This window comes from Collinsella sp. LCP21S3_D3 (assembly GCF_052118305.1).
Classification (GTDB): Bacteria; Actinomycetota; Coriobacteriia; order Coriobacteriales; family Coriobacteriaceae; genus Collinsella.
Map to the genome: position 1 here is coordinate 1 of NZ_JBQKHK010000009.1, position 18465 is coordinate 18465.

Sequence of the window (18465 nt, forward strand, 5' to 3'; positions counted from 1 at the left end):
TCCTTTCCTAGAACCTGTTGTTGTGGTGATTTCAGATTCTAGGACGAAGGCCGTTCTTCGTTAAACGAGCGCTAGGGTGTCACCCTTACACCAACATTTTCGACGCGATCGGCGGCACGATCATGGGCGAAAGGGATACGAGCGGCGAAGAGCAGCTACTAACGCGGGATGACGCATCAGACAAGAAAGGCGGGGCATACGGTAATGAACCGTATGCCCCACCTTGGCGTAATTAATTACCGCCTAGCTGCGTCGACGCGTGCGACGCAAGCCAATGGCAAGCGCCATGAGACCAAGCGTTGCGAGTGCGTCAGAGACAGCAAACAGACTGTCGCCCGTGCCGGGCATGCCGTCCTTGGAACGCGAGACCGTATGGGCCTTATCGGTCACAGCAAGCTCAAGCGTGCCCGTGCCACTCATGGACCATATGTCGCGGTTGTAGTCGTTCACAGCGGACCAAGATCCGTCTGCGGCAACCGAGAAGGAGAACGATGCGCTCGCGGCGGTACCGTCGCCGATCATGTAACCGGCAGGCGCCGAAGTCTCCGTCACGATATAGGTCTCCCCGGCCACGAGCTGGGCCGAGCCAAGCGAGGCGATGCCATCGTCGCCGCAAGCAAGCGTGGCAACAGTGGAGCCGTCGGCGAACCGGCCTTCAACAGTAAAGACCGCACCGGGCAGCGCATCGCCGGATTCATTGCGCTTGAGCAGCTTAAGGCCAAAAGCCTTGTTGGACACCGTGCCGCAGTCGAGCGGTAACTCGATGGAACCGGCCACATTATCTGCCGTAACGGTCAGTTCGTTTGTAGCGACTTCCTCGCGATCGAGGTAATAGCCAGCCGCGGGAGCGACTTCGACAAAGCGATAGGTGCCCCACGCGAGACCCGTCACCACGATGGAGCCATCCGTATCGGTTGCGCGGCCATCGCCCACATCGACCCAGTCCGAACCGCTCTTGAGCTGCAGCTTAAACGTTGCGCCGGCAATGGGCTGTCCGCCCTCGTCGACTTTGCGCATCGACACGCTACCCAGCAGCGGCTCGTTGGTAACGACGGGAGCCGAGCCGTCTGCCGTGACGAGCACGTTGCCGACCCCATTGGCAGCATCGAGCACATCGAACGAGCTCACGAGCGAGCTGCCCGGCGCAACCGGCGCATAGCCGGTTGCAGAAACCGTCTCGATAAGCCGATAGCCGCCCTTCTTGAGGCCCGTCACCTTAAGGCAGCCGTCCGCATTTGAGGAATGCGCCGCCACTTGCGTGCCCGTCGCGTCGAGCACATATGAACAGCCGGTCTTAAGCCCGGAGATCGTCACGGAGTCAGTCTTGCCAAGCGGCGTGTAGACGAGCTCGAAGCCCGCACCGTTGACCGGCGATCCGGTCGCGGCATCGCGTTTCTCAATGGCGAGCCCCGCGTTGAACTCGTCGTTCTCGACCTTGACGGCCTTCGTCGTTCCCCTAACGCTGCCATCCAGCGTGAACTCGGTCACCGCGCCGGCCGCGCCCGGCTTCTTGGTGAGCGCAGACTCGCCCGTCTCCACCAGGTAGTATTTGCCCGCGGGCAGGCCGTCAGACTGCCTGACAAAGTAGCCGGCGAGCATGCCAAAGGCGTTCTCGCGGTTCATCCACGGAACGGAGCCATCGGCAGACCACTTGCCGTTGGCGTCAGTCCTAATGTCGGCGATCTTGATGCCGCCGCCGTTGGCAGCGGAGGAATAGTACGCACCGCGATAAAGCTCAAAGCTCATGCCCGCAACCGGCAGCTCGGAGGAACCGTGCCTGTAGACCTTCTCCAGCGAGAAGGCGGAGCGGTAGAGCGGATCGGCCACCGTGATCTTGGCGGCGGAGGCGTCGAGCTCGACGCCCTCGCGCGCGCCCCCGAGCGTCACGACGCCCTCGGCATCGATCTTGACCGTGAAGTCCGCCACGGCGACATGGCCCGCGGGCACCACGGACTCGTGGACCCGGTACGTGCCGGCGGGAAGGCCCACGAGCCAGCCCGCGTCAGCGCCGGAGCCGGACTCGCCATAGCCAGACGCAACGGTCGTGGAGACCACGCCTTCATCGGACCGCGTCCACGTGGCCACCACATCGGAGCCGCTCGAGAGCTCGAAGGCAACACCGTTGAGGGCGGAGCCCGCAACGGCGCCCGTGCCCGAGCCGCCCTCCACCTTATCGAACGTCAGGCGGTTGCGCACGTTGTTGGCGACGATCGCACGACCGTCAGCCACGTCCCAGCCCTCGGGGGCCCGCGAGAGCGCCGCGCCGCGCTCATCGACCACAACAAGGCGCTCGCCGCGCTCGTCGAAGCGCACGTAGAGCGGAGCGTTCAGGCGCCCGTAGCCAGCCGGTGCGGCAGTCTCCTCGACACGGTAGACCTCGCCGTTGATGAGGCCGCGCAGCTCGACGGCGCCGTCCACGGGGCTGACGGTCTTTGAGCCGTCGGCGCTATCGGAGAAGCGCCCAGCGACGGTAAAGGTGGCACCCGTCACAAAATCGCGCGTGGCGGCATCCGCCTTGGAGAGCGAGATGCTGTTGGCCCGATCCTTCATGGCGAGCGATAGCCTGCCCGTGCCGGAGAGCGACCAGATGCCGTGCTTGTAATCGCCAACGGCGGTAAAGGAACCGTCGGAGCCCACCCTGAAGGAGACGGAGGCGCTCGCAGCGGATCCGTCGCCGATCTTGTAGCCCTCGGGCGCCGCGGTCTCCGTCACGGTATAGGTCTCCCCGGCCACGAGCAGGCCATCGGGCAGCGAAGCCGTGCCGTCGGCGGCGGTCACGAGATCGTGCGCGGCCGAGCCGTCGGAGAATGCGCCAGCCACCGTAAAGTGCGCGCCCAAGAGGCGCTCGCCGTCGTCGTTTAACTTGACGAGCCCGAAGCCGAGCCTCTTGTTGGTCACCGTGCCGCAATCGAGGGGCGAAACGATGGAGCCCGCCACGTTATCGGCCCCAACGGTAACGCTCTTGTTGGTAACGCTGCCGCTCATGTAGAAGCCTGCGGCAGGCGCGACCTCGGCAAAGCGATAGGTACCCCAAGCGAGACCCGTCACGGTGATGCGCCCGTCAGCGTCGGTCGTATAGAGGCCGCCCGCAACATCCGTCCAGTCGCCGCCGACAAGTCGCTGCAACTTGAACTGCGCGGACTCGATACCGCTGCCGTCGACATCGACCTTGCGCATCGAGACGCTGCCGAGCAACGGCGCGTTGTCGACAACCGGGTCGGAGATAACGTTGGCGAGAGCGTCAGAGCCACCAAGGACCTCAAACTCGCGCACCACCGTGCCATCGGCCCCAAGGGAGCCATAGCCAATCGCAGGCGCGGTCTCGACAAGCTGATAATGGCCCTTCTTGAGGCCCGTCACCCTGAGCGCGCCCGGCGTGGCGGGAACGGGGGCCAGGCAGCCCGTGCCCGCGGCGTTAAGCGCGTACGAATAGCCGGACTTGAGCCCGCCGATAGCCACAGCATCAGTGGAGCCCAGGGGCGTGTAGCGCAGCTCGAACACGGCGCCGTTAACGGGAGCCCGCGTGAGAGCGTCCTGCTTATGGATCTCGAGTTGAGCGTTGAACTCGCCGTTCGTAACCTTGACGGCCTTCACCGCGCCCCTGTCGTTGTCGCCGAGCGTGAACTCGGTCACCGCCCCGGCCCCATCGGGCTTCTTGGTGAGCGCGGACTCGCCCGTCTCGACCAGGTAGTACTCGCCCGCGGGCAGGCCGTCGGACTGCCTGACAAAGTAGCCGGCGAGCACGCCAAAGGCGTTCTCGCGGTTCATCCACGGAACGGAGCCATCGGCAGACCACTTGCCGTTGGCGTCCGTCCTAATGTCGGCGATCTTGATGCCGCCGCCGTTGGCAGCGGAGGAATAGTACGCACCGCGATAAAGCTCAAAGCTCATGCCCGCAACCGGCAGCTCGGAGGAACCGTGCCTGTAGACCTTCTCCAGCGAGAAGGCGGAGCGGTAGAGCGGGTCGGCCACCGTGACGGTCACACCGTGATCGTCAAGCGAGACGCCCTCGGGAGCGTCCACCAAAGAGACCTTGCCCTCGTCATCGATGTTGACCTTAAAGTCGCTAACGGCAAGGTGCCCAGCAGGCACACGGGACTCGCGCACCGTATAGACACCGGCGGGCAAGCCAAAGATTACACCAGCATCGGCATCGCTGCCGGCCTCGCAATAACCGCTCTTAACGGAAACGCTCACGTTTCCGTTCTCATCACGAGACCAGCTTGCAACAACGCTAGAGCCCTTCAACAGCTCAAGCGTAACGCCGTTAAGCGAATTCGAGACACCGGTACCGTTACCCGCGGCGTCAACCTTGTTAAAGCTCAAACGCGTCTTGCTGTCGAGCGCGGCAATCGCCTCGTTTTCGGCGATTTCCCAGCCGCTCGGAACACTCTCGAGCGCGTTGCCTTGGGCGTCCACCACGGAAAGCTTGCTACCGGCAGCATCAAACTTGACGTACAGGCTGGAGCTCAGGCGCCCGTAGCCAGCCGGTGCGACAGACTCTTCGATACGGTAGATCTCGCCGCCAATGAGGCCACTCAGCGTAACCGCACCGCTGGTGGGCTGCACCGTCTTGGCATCCTCACCCGTATCGGAAAACTTACCATACACGGTAAACGTCGCACCCGAAACAAACACGCGCGAGCTCGCGTCGGCCTTGGAGAGCGAAACGGCATTGGCCGTGTCCTTCATGGTGAGCTCAAGCGTGCCCGTGCCCGCCGCAGACCACACGGTGTTGGAATAGGTGCCGTCAGCCGCAAAGGTGCCGTCAGCCTTGACGGTAAAGCGGTAGGACGCGCTTGCCGCAGAGCCGTCGCCGATCTTGTAGCCCGCAGGGGCCTCGGTCTCGGTCACGGTATAGGTATTACCCACGATCAGTTGCGCAGACCCCAGCGAGGCCAGGCCGTTCACATCGGTCACGAGCTCCTTGGAAGTCGTGCGATCGGCAAACTCGCCCCTAACGACAAAGCGCGCGCACGGCAAATCGTCATCGGAATAGTTAACCTTGCGAATCTTAAGCCCGAGCGCATGATTGATAACGGTTCCGCAGCTCAAAGGCGTAGTAACGGAGTCCTCAACATTGCTTGCAGAAATGGTGATCTCATTGGTTGCAACAGTGCCAGAACCCACGTAGTAACCGTCCGCGGGGGCAACCTCCACAAAGCGGTAGGTACCCCAAGCGAGATCGGATACCGTAATGGCACCATTGCTAACGGTCACAAGAACATCACCGTCAACATCGATCCAATTATCACCGTCACGGCGCTGCAGCTTGAACTTTGCACCCGGAACGGCGGTGCCGTTGTCGTCGACCTTGTTCATCGACACGCTACCCAGATACGGTTCGTTGATAACAACCGGGGCCTCTCCGCCGTTGGGTGCCAGGACGTTGGACGAGCCGTTTTGGTCGTCCGCAACGTTAAACGTAGCCACGTCGGCCTTACCGTCGCCAGGCGCCTTATAGCCTGTAGCCGGCGCGACCTCGACAAGCTGGTAGCTGCCCTTCTTGAGTCCGGAGACTTTAAGGTCACCATCGGAGGCATAGGACGTCTTGCTCGAATCGAGCGCCGTACCCGTGCCATCAAGAGCATAAGATTGGCCGCTCTTGAGTCCCGTGATCTCAACGGGAGAGGTCGTATTCATCGGCGTATAGACCAGCTTAAACGTTGCCCCGCTAATGGCCGCATTGGTCTTGCAATCGCGCTTGGCAATGGCGAACCCCGCGTTGAACTCGTCGTTCTTGACATCGACCGAAATAGTCTTACCGCTGTCGCCCGCGTTAAGCGTGAACTCGGTCACCGCGCCGGCCGCGCCGGGCTTCTTGGTGAGCGCGGACTCGCCCGTCTCCACCAGGTAGTACTCGCCCGCGGGCAGGCCGTCGGACTGCCTGACAAAGTAGCGGGCGAGCACGCCAAAGGCGTCATCGTGGTTGAGCCATTCAGCGGAGCTGTCAGCGCCCCACTTGCCATCGGCATCCGTCACGATCTCGGCGATCTTCACACCGCCGCCGTTCTGCGCGTCCGCGCTATACGAACCTCGGTAGAGATCGAACGTCATACCGGATACCGGCAGGGGGGACCCGCCATGCTCATACGTTTTCTTGAGTTTAAAGGCCGAGCGATAGACCGGATCGGGAACGATCACCGTAAAGTGATCGACAGTAACCTTAAGGTCACCCTGCGGGCCTACAAACGATACCTCGCCGTTGTCGGCGATCTTAACGTAAAAGTCCGCGACGGCGACATGGCCCACAGGAACAGCAGCCTCGTGAACCTTGTACTCCCCTGCCGGCAAACCCACGATCCAGCCAGCGCTTTTACCTGCGCCAGCCTTGCCATAACCGTTCTCGACACCAACGGAGACAGCACCACTCGTATCGCGCGACCACGTGGCAACCTTCTGACCAGTGTTATCGAAGATCTCAAACGTCACGCCGTTGAGCTTCGTATCGGCGACAACGCCCGTACCGCTTCCGCCCTCGACCTTGTCAAACGTCAAGCGCGTCGCAGCGTTGGTAAGCGAGCCATTATCATTCTGAGCGTTATACCAGCCGGCAACGGACCCGTCGACCTCTTTCACACTGTAGGAATACACCTTGCCGTTCTGGTCGGTCTTAGGCAATCCCGTAAACTCGTAGGTCCAGGTGCCATCTTCATTCTTGCTCCACGTGGGCGCAGCATCACGCAGGGCGCCAGTGGCATCGGCAACCTTGACAAGCTCCTCGCTGCCACCCGCAACCTTTCGATACAAATTGAGCTTAATACCGCAGGTAGAAGGATCAAGCGTCGAAGCAAGCCCCGTGCCCCAGTCATTCCAAGTCTTAGTACCGGTAACTGTGGTCGTCACCAGCGTGTTCACATAGCGCTGAACCCCTTCTTCTGAGATCGGCACCAGCTCAAGACGCATCGAGCGGTCGTCGCTTATAGCGAGAACATCCGCCGAAACAGTCGTGGCCTCATAGCTGCCCTTAACCAGCTCCACTGCGCGGTATTGGTACTCAACGGCCTGACCGTTCACCACGCCCTTAGCAGGTAAATTGTCAAACGGAACGTCGGTATCGGCAGTTCTAACAACCTTCGTAAGCAGGTTGCCGTTAAGGACCGAGTCGTCGTTGAACGGGCTACTTACAACGGACCCGTACTTGGTAAACCACTTCCACGTATCCCCGCCATCAGAGGAACGCTGCAGGACAAACGTCGTAGCCCAGGAGTCATTTGGAGAAGACGTGCCCGGACGTGTTACCCAAGCGTTGTCGCCATCATCCCAAGTCTTGCGAACCATTATCGAAGTCGTTGTACCCTTCAACTCGTTGGTAATGTTCGATTTCCAGGTTGAGCTTCCAGATGCATGCTCTTCAGTCTGAGAAGGCAGGTAGATGCTCGCCCCGCTATCCCTTACTGAGTAGATTCCGTTCTTATCGCAGTCAAGATAGACCTTGACCTTAGACTCCCGCTGCTGCTCATAGACCAGAAGGCTTTCGACAACGCGATATTCAACGTTAACCGCAGAAGAACCGGTACCGAGAGAGAGCGGGAGCATGGTCCAATGGCTTTTGAAGTTGTAGGGACCCTTGCCGTCATTTTCCTTTGGCGTCAGCTGATCGACCGTTTTAGGAACGCCAGAACCATTAGAAAGCGTATAGCACGTCAGGCCGGTATCTATGTTGTTGACCGTGTCTATATAGCTCGACGCGGTACCCACGTTAACACCATGAGCGGTAAAGAACGTGCCCGCTTCCATCCAATCAGAGTCGGTGCCAGCCTCTCGCGCCTGGAGCGTAAAGTACTGGATCGGCCGTTGCTTCCAATCATCAAGAGCATCCCACTGCTTGGAAAAACCAACCTCGCCATTCAGGACGTTGGTGATATTGGGGAGCACGCCTGGATCGGAGAGGCACGAGCCGCCGTTACCGTTTATGCGATATTGATCCGGCGTCGCCGTCTCACGAACGACATATCGCCACAGGGTACCATCGGGGGCCCATTTTTCGAGGTTCTTGATGGTATAGGTCCAAGAACCTGTATCAGAAGATCTGTCCCAGGAGATATAGTTCTCCAGATCAGGATTATCGCACTGGAGATTGACCAGGCCAGCATCAAGGTCCTCATCCAAGGTGCCGTTCTGGTATTTACGCGTCAACTCGATCGTGATCGAATCAGGCCGCGTGCTAAACACGTTATTACGGTCTTGCCAGATCTTTTTACCCTTAAGCGTCGCAGTAGCAGGCTCATAGGCGTTCTTAAACGTCACGTCGGGTTCAGTGCCAGCTTCTTTAAGCTCAACGGTGGGCCCCATGGAGAGGGCACCGGTCACGTCCGTTGGAAGCGACACGCCGTTGGCGGTCGTCCACTCATCCGAAGACTTAAAACCGGAAGCATCGGCGGCAAGCTCGCCCTTGCCGCTCGTGGCGGTGTAGCCGTTGGGCACAACCTCAACGGCAACGTATTTCCACTTGGCACCTGAGGGCGCGTAGATGTCGAGGTTGTCAAACGTGACAGCACCGGACTCGGTGTCATGATTGACGTCCTCGCCCTTGAGCGTCTGCTCAGCCACAAAGGTCAGAGCGCTCTTGGAGTCATCATCCTTGACGTAGTAGCGGTACAGCCTAAACGTCGAGTCGGGGTACTTGGTGTCAACGTCGGCACGCCCCGTAAAGACCTTGTGCAGCATGAGCTTGCTCTGTTTAGACTTATAGGTATTCCTGATCGAGAAGTCCGTATATCTAATATCGTAGACCTTGTCAAAGGCCTTCTCGAGTTCGCTTTCGGACGTGAGGTGCCAACCGTCCTTACCAACAATGCCATCGATGACCTCGCGCACACGGTACTCAATGCGACGTCCCTCGGCATCATAGGCCGCGAGCTTATTATCGCTCGGCAGAGCGTTGCTATTGGAATTGTCCCCGTACTGGCCGATGCTGAACGTCCAGTTGTTGCCGTCTTTCTCAAGGCTGTCCGTCCAGGCCACAGCAGTCTTGCCGTCAAGGATCTCCTGACCAGAGTCGGTCTTACCCGTATTAGAGCTGGCCACGGTATAGCCCTTTGCCTGCGTATCATCCACATTCAGTGCAAGGCCAGACCAAGGCAAAGCAGCGCCATCGGTCCAGTTGCCGTTAGCCCCGTACGAACCCTTAAGCAGGCGGCGCTGCACGTAGATAGAAATCGCCGGCAGGTCGTCTTTGGAGTAACCGACAGGGACGTTCTCCCACAGCTTCTCACCCGAGACCGTTACCGAGCCGTGGATATGGAAATTGAACGTCGAGTCCTCACGGTAAACGAGCTGCTGGTCGTTGTCTGCAAGGAGGCAATCGGCAAACGATCCAACCTCGTCATCTGCCTTATCCCACGAGCCGGGGTCCTTTGTATAGGGATCCTGCGAAACCGTATCGTCATCATAGTAGTCGAGCGCGACCTTGGTGTCATCCAGGACATTCATATCCACACGCGCGTAATAGACGTACTGTCCACCGTTGCCGTCGTACTTGGGAAGGTTCTTGAACGTGGCGTATTGGGTAAAGTCACCCTTGGTGTCGTTGCGCAGGCGATCGTCTGGGTCAGACGACACCCACTCAAAGTGGCCGTCGTACTCGGAAGGAGAAACCGACGAGAGCGTGATTACGGGATTTCCTTCGTCATCTATAATGATTTTGCCGTTATCGTCATACGTATAAGCAGCACGATACAGCACCAGCTTAACGTCAGGGCGCTGGTTGAGGACGTCCTTGACGTAGTGGTCGAACCACTTGGTATGGAACGTCACGTCCTTGGTGCCCGTACGCTTGTTAGTAAACGAATAGTTGAGCTGGTCTTCCTGGTGCCAGGGCGAACCGAAGTCTGTGCTCGAAAGTCCGCCGACGGATCGATAGTCACCGGCATTGACGATATTCTCCTCGACCTTCCAATCAACGATGGCGCCGGAAAGATCGTACTTAGGAAGCCCCACGACGGAGAAGAAGGATGAGGCCTTGTTCACATCGACCGTAAAGGTAATGGACTTTGAATCCTCTGAAACAATCACATCGGTGTTTTCGGAGGCCTCAACAGACCCAGTTAGCGGGCTAAAGATGCCCTCCGAATCTTATTTCTTTAGAGGCTGGTCGATTTTACCGGCAACCCTAACGGACAGCTCCCGGCTACTGTCATAGACAAACCTAAACTCGGAGCTCGATGCGGGCGCAGAGATTGTTATCTGAGCTTTGGGGCGCTTGCTCGCAGCAGATCCAGCGTCAGCCCAGGTCTTATCGATAGAGATATCCACCGAACCAACGCGGCGATTCGTGACCTCGAGAGAATTTTTATCGCGATTTTCCCCATACGAAACCTCATACGAAAAGCCCTGTGAAAGGTTCTTGGAGATCATGCGAGTAGAGGTATCCGTCTCAGGCCAATTTCTAAGCAGCGAACGATAGGCCGCAATCTCCTCGGAAGAGCCGTATGTAGACCTGTGAACAGCAGTATCGCGATCGATGACCTCATATCTTAGGTCGTCTGGTGTATCGCTGCTATTAAGCGTAGACAGCTCTCTGATAGAGACGTCATCCTTGGAAAGCCCGCCAACTGGGACATTTAATTCGTCGTACCAAGAGTTCTCTTCGTTAAGAGTGACCTTATTAATCAGTTCACCCTCTCTATAGGCCAACTTTTCATCCCTTTGAGAAACGATATCGTGCTTCGCATACAGGCCAATCTCAACAGGCACGCAGGAGGCAGCGTTGCCGCTATCAAGCCATTTCTTGGAGACCGCAAATTTCGAACTGGAGGCATTGCCTTCAATCACGCGCCGGTTATAAAACTTGGTATAGATATTGCGAGACTCGGGGTCGATACCGCGAACCGTATGGTCTAGGTTAAAGCCATCCACCGATTCCTCAAGAAAGAGGTAGTCGTACTTAGACCCGTTGTCGTCATATTTGGGTAGACGGATAAACTCAACATGCCAAGGACTCGTCTCCCACCAGCCAAGCTCCCAGGAAGAGCCAGGAATCGTCTGAAGATTGGGCGTGGGATCAACGCGACCGTCCAGCTCAATCGTTGTAAGCAGCGAATCGTTGCGGATTACCTTGACCGTTACCTTTGGAGCAACGCCATTACCACATTGTTTGGCATCCTGTGTCCAAATAGGATTGTCATCGGCATCAAGGGCCTGCCAATACTTATCAACGGTCGCATCAACTGTATCCACGTAGCTGTTGACAAGGCATTTCTCCTTAGCATCATATTTGCCATTAAAGGAAAGGAGATTCTGGTTGCCGTTAGCATCAGTAAACGTGCCAAAAAACTCAAACGGGCCGTCCGGTGTGGTAGGCAAGGCAGAGAACCGGTCAGGATCCTGCGTGTCCAGCACCTCAACCTCTTGCCAGCGGTAAACGTACTCGTTGCCCTGCTCGTCATATCGAGGCAGACCGCTCTTCAAGAAGGACTGCTCAGAATTCTCGGCGCTCCAGCCGTTAAGCGTGACGCGACCGTCAGCGACGTCGTTCCAGGTATAGGTGCCGATAAGCGAGCCATCAGCTCCATACATGGGATCTTCCTTAGAGAACCACCGTCCGTTGTTGTATGTAGCATGCTCTTTAAGGATGCGCTGGAGCTGAAAGCTTACCTCGACGGTACCGAGCTGATCTTGATAGGCGCCGATATCCCAGCGCTTCTTGGCGCTAACGGTTTCGGTCTCAGCACGACGATTGGTGAGCGTACCGCCGTTGTAGACGCCAAAGTTGTCGGAATCGGAGCGCATCCATCCATCAAGCAAATACTCGGTGTTTGCATCGCTTGCACTGAAATAGTTGGGACCGAGATCGCCCGACGTGTTGCCCTCGTTGTCGACCGTGCCGAACACATGCTCATAACCCGCGAGGTTCGACTCGCGGAGCTGGTAGATATAGGGGTAGCCCTCGGGATCGTACTTGGCAAGCTGCGTGAAGCCATCGGTGCCGTACTTATCGAGCAGCATCTTCCCAAGGTCCATCTTAGCGTTGTTGATGGAACCGTCTTCACTGTTGTAGCTCGCGCCCAGCTTATTATTCTGCTCGGCCGTGACCTCGAGCTTTACGAACTCGCCTTTGCGATCACCCGTCATCACGACCACCTGCGCCGCGCTCCGCGCATCGTTGCCGGGCCTTGCGGAATAGCGCCACAGGGTATAGGTGGCCGCAGGGCGCGAAATCTCGTTGCCATTGGAATCGGTCGAACCGGGCGCGTAGTCGTCGAGCCAGACCTTGGTAGCCTCAAACCGCGTGGTGCCCGTATGGCGCACCGTCATAGTACCGCCGCTGTAGCACGCGGAGATATCGCTCGCATAGTCGGGAACGGCCTTGTTGTCGTAGGAGACCTCGTAGGCATCGCGATAGCCGGAGGTGCCGGAGTTATCTATTGTCTGCTGGATCAGGCGGTACTTCATCGACACGCCGGATGGATGGTAGGCCGGCATGCGACCGCTTATAACATAGTTGTTGGAAGCATTGTCATTCCAGGTAACACTAAAGAGCTCGCGTTCGATGAGCTGCAGAAGACCGTCCCCGTTGATATTGCTTACATCCTTGTCGTCAGACGCACCCATATGCCGCGCAGCCGTAAGGGTCAGGTACTTACCCCATCTCGAATACCAGCCATTATCGCCCGAAAGGTTGTAATCCACCATATCGTTGCCGATGTGGACATCGACGTTGAAGCTAACGCTTTTGAGCATCATCAGACATTCTTTGGCATAGGGCTCCACATAGTCCGTACGGTCACTCAGCATGGAGGAGTCGGGCACGATGTAGTCGCCAGACTCAGAGCTCTGCGAAGGGTCGGCGTTGGAGTTAGGATAGAGCGTCGAGCCAGTTTTGACTTCCACGGCCCCACCGCCCGCCGTCACGTGGGAAATTGCATACGTGATGGGCTGTTCTTGCGCCGTGCCGTCGTCCGTTCGCGTCACGACCTTGGCGGGAAGCTTGCCTGCGAGTACCACAGACGCCTCGTATTCGGAGACCGTGGACGCTGCAACGCTTACCAAGTGGCCATCGGTCTTGGCGGCATCGAGGGTCTCCTGGGTAAATCCGAGCTGCGCGGCCGCTTCATCGGACAGGTTATCTCCGTCCTTGGTGAGCGCCACATAGGTCTTACCGCCATCAAGAGAATAGAACACACGGTATTCGTTTCGATTCTGGAGAGCCTCCGCGGACGGGCGGTTGACGTTGTTGTTATCGGCCCAAAACGTGGTGAACGTGATCTTGCTGCCGTAAGAATCCACAGGAGTCACCGCAGAAACCGGATCCTGGGAGGTGCCCGCCACAGTGACGGCAACCGTTGAGGAAGCATCGGCCCTATCAATCCCAAGAAGCCCCTCAACATGGGAGCGCGCGGGAATAGTGAGCTCGCAAGTGCGCACGCCCTCGGTCTGCGTCTGTTGTATCGCCCAGTCAAGCGTTGACTCCTCGTCTTTAAGGAGCGCGGAATCGAGCAGTACATCGGCATCGACGGCAAAGGACTCTTGAGCCTCAAAGGAAAGGTCGGCATCGGTCTGCTCGTCATGCGGAGTAGCGAAAGCCACAGTAAGCTTAGAGGCAGTGAGCTGTGCATACCCAAGGCGGATGCGCGTGGTATTGCCCTCAGCGTCCAAGCGATAGAGGGCAATGCGCTTGATGCCATCATGGTCCTGGAGCTTGGCCGAATCGAGGTCGAAAGTGAGCCCGGCGGGAAGATCGACGGTAAAGGTGTCGCCTTCAAGCAGCGCCGTGTTGAGAACACACTTGATGTTGAGCGAGGCAGGCAGCTGCACAGGAATTTCCTCGATGGGGCCTGCTCCAGCAAGCTCTCCCAGGCGCTTGTCAAAGGCAAGGCCCTCGGAGGATACCGTGAGCGCGCTGGCATCGTGCGACCAGTCGCGCGGGACCACGTCAACGGCATCCTGGTTGCCAGAAGTGTCCTCGTTGGAGGCGGTGGTGTTGTTGGAAGTGTTTGAGTCAGACTTGTCGTCGTTCGAAGCACTCGCGCTAGCCTCATCCGAACTATCGCTCGACGAGACGCCCGATGCGGCGTCCGAGCCGGTCTTGTCATCCGACTCCCCCGCCGCATCGGTCTCGGTAAACGGTTGGACAATGTCCTGCCACGACTGGGCGTCCTCAAGCGTAAGGGCAACCGCGCTGGCAACGCCGTTACCCAAAAGGGCCTCGACGCACATGATAAAGCTGAGGGCAAAAGCCACAGCACGCTTAATCTGCCTCATCCCAACCTACTTTCGGTATTAGTGTCCCTAAGCCTTATATCTTAGCGAAACAACAACCGGAGAAAAATAGGATTAAAGAAAGGCGGAGCACTATTTGCCCAGGCGAAATGCTTGTCTGGGCATTTTCAGACTGATTAAATGCAACATCCATCTGCTTGAAAGCGACATCACGAACCGTGCTGCCCTGTGCGGTCAAAGTCGTGAAATACCATGCAGTTTTACGTTTATATACGCAGCTTTTCCCTCTCACAAGCTGTGTTTTCTCCGATCATTCCCTGCCGAGATGTAGTATTGCTTCTTGTTTTCATACATTTGCGCATCTGCGGCTTTCAGAAGCGACTCAAAATTCGTGTCCTTTGTGCCGCTTATCGTCGTACCGAGGGACGCGGTAGCCCCCAGTTGGCTTTTTGCCGTTTCCAGTAGTTTCTGAAACGCCGGATGTGTGATGTTTGGCAGAACCGCAATGAACTCATCTCCGCCAAGCCGATACACATGACGCTTTCCGAACACAGATTTCAGCGTCTGTGCGGTCTGCACAATGGCTTTATCACCGGCGTCATGTCCCTTTTGGTCATTTATTTCCTTTAGGCCATTTAGGTCGCACATGACAACCGCCAGGGGAAAGTACTTCTCCAGCTTTTCTGTGTACGCCCAATCCAGTGCTTTTCTGTTTTTACAATCTGTGAGCTGGTCATATAACGCACTGTGCTCCAGTGCATTCGCATTATCGCGCAGTCTTATCATAAAAGAGACCATAAACTCGATCATATCCATCTCATTCGAGATCTCATGCAGTTTTTCTTTGGGAGGATTGTCCACACCGTAGAATCCGACCATCTTGCCGTTGATTTTGATTGGCCCTGTCACAAAGGTATTGACACCCTGAGGTTTCAGCCGTTCATAGATGGCTTCGCTTGTTTTTTTGCATTCTTCAATGTCATGGATGATGGCATTGTTGGATTCTTGATATTGTGCAAACCATGTTTCAATGATGCCTTCATACGGCACATCCTGCAGGTTATCTTTTTCTTTGGGTACGCCCGCTTTGCACCACTCGTAGGTGTTGTCAAACGTTCCGCGGTCATTCTGTTCAAAGATGTACGCTCGATCGGCGGTCACACGCTGTCCGATATACTCCACCAGTTGATTCAGCACTTTGTCCGGAGTTGCTTCTGAAGCGGCATACCGAACCATGTCCGTGAGGAATCTCTCGTAATTCAGGAGTCGTTCCTGCGATTCGCGCTTGCCGACTTCCAACGCTTCCATTTCCTTATGGTACAGGATTCTCTGGAGCTTGCTTCGCATCATCGTGGCAGTCAGAAACATACTCAGCACCCCGTACAAAATAACATTCACGAGGTTTTTGGATAGGATTGGGTTATGCTGCGCAAAGAAAGCAAGTCCGATATAGAGCAGCATGCTGCTCAGGATCAGCCCGTTCATGACCGCCGCTCTAGCGGTAAACAGCAGCGGCGCTACCATCATGAACACAATGTAGTTGACCGTGAGCTCCTCCGGCGTAATCAGCGTTCCCGTAATAATGCCAAACAGCAGCAGCGCGGCAAAAAAGCTGTATACAACCAACTCTTTCCCCAAGAAGCTTCTAAGTTGACAACGAGAAATGCAAAAATAGAGCAAAGAAAGGAACGTATAGGCCAGATACACCCATTTATATTTTCCGATACTCAGAGAAACCGCACTCAGCAGCGTTATGACTCCAAAGGCAACAAGCGCCACAACAGAATACAGCCGCATGGCTTTCCAGTTTTCTTCCCATGCATTCTGTTTTACTTTCTCATAATCACAACGACTAAACATAAACAAGGAAACGATATTATTCATACGTATTTTTTCAATCTCTGTTTTATTGCTACTTTGCCTGTCCATAACAAACATCTGAATATCCATCAGAATCAGGCCATAGTCACCGGGTTCAAAACAACCTAAATTAGGTTTTATCACTCTCCCGCAATAATTCAAGAAAACCGATACCGATCTTTCGGGTATCGCCGGGCGTATTTACTCAGATTCATCCCAACCAATCGAGCATCACACTACGGATAGACGACCTAAACGGCAAGGGAGCCCCAGGGGATACCGCACTAAGACAAACGGGTCTCTAGGCTCGACAGGCCGTTCAGGGTCAGGTCGTTGGCGACCGCCGAGACGCGCTCGATGGGAACCGATCCGTCGGACAATGCCCACGTGCGATAGATACCGATAATACCGGACAGCAGAAACGCCAGGTAGTAATCGAACATCTCGTCCTTAAGACCTTGGGGCAGCAGACCGCGCTCGGCAATCTCATGTTCGAGCGGCGCACGAAGACGAGCCATAAAGTCGTCGAGCGGAATGTTTTCAATCAGCTGGCGATTGAGCACCAAATTGTTGCACAGCGCCTCGTTAACGGTTTTGAAGAAGGTCGCCGCCGCTCCGAGTGCTCGCTCGTTGGTGTTACCGCCCATAGAGGAAAGCGTCTTCTCGACTGAGTCGACAATCATCTCGACCACATCCACGGCAATGGCATCGAGCAAGCCGTCCACCGTGCCAAAGTGCACGTAGAAGGTCTTACGGTCGACATTTGCCTCGCGCGCGATGGCGCTCACCGTAATATCGGCGAGGGGCTTTTCCATCAGCAGTCGCTCGAATGCCGAAAGAATCGCATTGCGACTGCGAACGATGCGGCGGTCAAGGCGCGGTTTAGTGGTGGCCATAGACGTGTCCCCTTCATGTCAACTGCCCACCTATAGCTCCTGTACAAGTGGGAGATAATCAACGTAAGAGGATTATCCTACATCTAGCATCGCAATGACGACCATCATTAAGAACGCACGACTCACCAACTGGGCTCTAGGGCCGCTTCTTTTTATTGAGCGCCGCAGGGGAAACGCGGATACCGTCGCCAGTCTGACGAACATAGGTCTTCCGTGCCGGTTTAGAGGCCACAGCAGTCTTTTGAGCATGCTGATTGGGGTCCACGGTAACCTGAGAGGCTGGATGTGCCTTAACGGACGCAGAAGGCTTCTGAGGAGTGCGCCCGAGCTTGCACATCATACGGTCCCAGCGCGCATGGATACTCTCGTTATGAGCGCTCTTAAGGCCCAAAAGAGGGGCGGCCAAAATGGTCGGCGCGATAAAGGTGATCAGACGCCAAAGCAGATAGCCGGCAGTCGCTGCCGTGCCAAAAAAGTGACCCAGGAACAGCGCGAAGCCGCCCTCGGCACCACCGGTGCCACCAGGCAGCGGGACGGCGGAACTCAACAGCTGTACAAAAGCACTCGCCGCCATGACCGAGAAAAAGTCAACGTCGTACTGACCAAAGGCAAGCATCAAAAAATACGGAACCAGGTAGAAAAACGCCAGCTGCAACATGGTGATGACGACCGTGAGCAGCATGGACGAAAAATGGCCGGCAGAGAGTTTGAATTTCTCGGAGAACGAGTAGATCTCGCCATCGACAAAGGTGCGCCAGCCCTCGATCTTAGTAGCGGAAACGCCCATGCGCTCGAGCCAATTGATAATACAATGTGCGACGCGCGTGACGGTCTTGGGCATCAACGCCACGGCAAAGATGCCGAGAAGAATGCAGCAGTGGCCGCCAAAACTAAAGACGCAAAGCAGCGTCATGTCGCCATAGCGCTCGGCGAAAAACGGCATGCGGGCGAGCAGCAGAATGGCACCCCATGCCACCAAACCAAACTGGTACACGATAAAGCGGGTGAACTGCGTGGCACCCGCTTCGCCCACATTTTGGCCGGCTTTGGTCAGGCGATAAATCTGGGCAGGCGTGGAGCCCATCATCATGGGCGTCAGGTTGCCAAAGAAGATGCCGCTCGCCTCGACCGAAATGAGGTCGCGGATGCCGACAGGCGAATTGGGATCGAGCCATACGGCAATCGCGTACGCCACGATGCCAAAAAACAAGTATAAGAACATGCAGAAGCACGCGGCAGCGAGCCACGGCGCCTGAACGCTAGCCATGGCGGCCCAGAACTGACCCATCTGACCGGTCACGACCAAATAGACAATATAGCCCACCAGCACAATGCCAATAAAGATGGCACCACGACGTGCGCTCTTGTTGTCATCGCCGCCCGAAACATCGACTTGAGGCTTTGGGGTATGCTGAGAGGACTCCGTCATGAGGCTCCTTCTGACCGTCAATGTATCTGGCCTATTGTACCCGTATGGGAGACAAGCAAAACGTAAAGCTATGGGGCAAATGGGATTAACAGACAAGCCCGCAGGTAATAAAAAACC

General features: G+C 56.6%; 5 protein-coding genes. All 5 read right to left on the bottom strand.

The features are described from left to right. Positions 1-243: 243 nt before the first annotated feature. The 5 genes from ACTQ1S_RS05590 to ACTQ1S_RS05610 all read right to left on the bottom strand — a co-directional run bounded on the left by ACTQ1S_RS05590 (position 244) and on the right by ACTQ1S_RS05610 (position 18348). On the bottom strand, positions 244-10017 hold the full coding sequence (locus tag ACTQ1S_RS05590) for a SpaA isopeptide-forming pilin-related protein (protein WP_441547257.1): 9774 nt from the start codon (positions 10015-10017) through the stop codon (positions 244-246). A gap of 60 nt (positions 10018-10077) precedes the next feature. Further along, on the bottom strand, positions 10078-14205 hold the full coding sequence (locus tag ACTQ1S_RS05595) for a Cna B-type domain-containing protein (protein ID WP_441547258.1): 4128 nt from the start codon (positions 14203-14205) through the stop codon (positions 10078-10080). Positions 14206-14451: 246 nt separating this feature from the next. Next, positions 14452-16101, bottom strand: coding sequence for a sensor domain-containing diguanylate cyclase (locus ACTQ1S_RS05600; RefSeq protein WP_441547259.1), 1650 nt, complete (start codon positions 16099-16101; stop codon positions 14452-14454). 206 nt (positions 16102-16307) lie between these two features. Continuing rightward, positions 16308-16919, bottom strand: coding sequence for a TetR/AcrR family transcriptional regulator (locus tag ACTQ1S_RS05605; protein ID WP_441547260.1), 612 nt, complete (start codon positions 16917-16919; stop codon positions 16308-16310). A gap of 136 nt (positions 16920-17055) precedes the next feature. Then, positions 17056-18348 carry a lysylphosphatidylglycerol synthase transmembrane domain-containing protein gene (locus ACTQ1S_RS05610; RefSeq protein WP_427793548.1) on the bottom strand — a complete coding sequence of 431 codons (1293 nt, stop codon included), beginning with the start codon at positions 18346-18348 and terminating at the stop codon, positions 17056-17058. Positions 18349-18465: the final 117 nt, after the last annotated feature.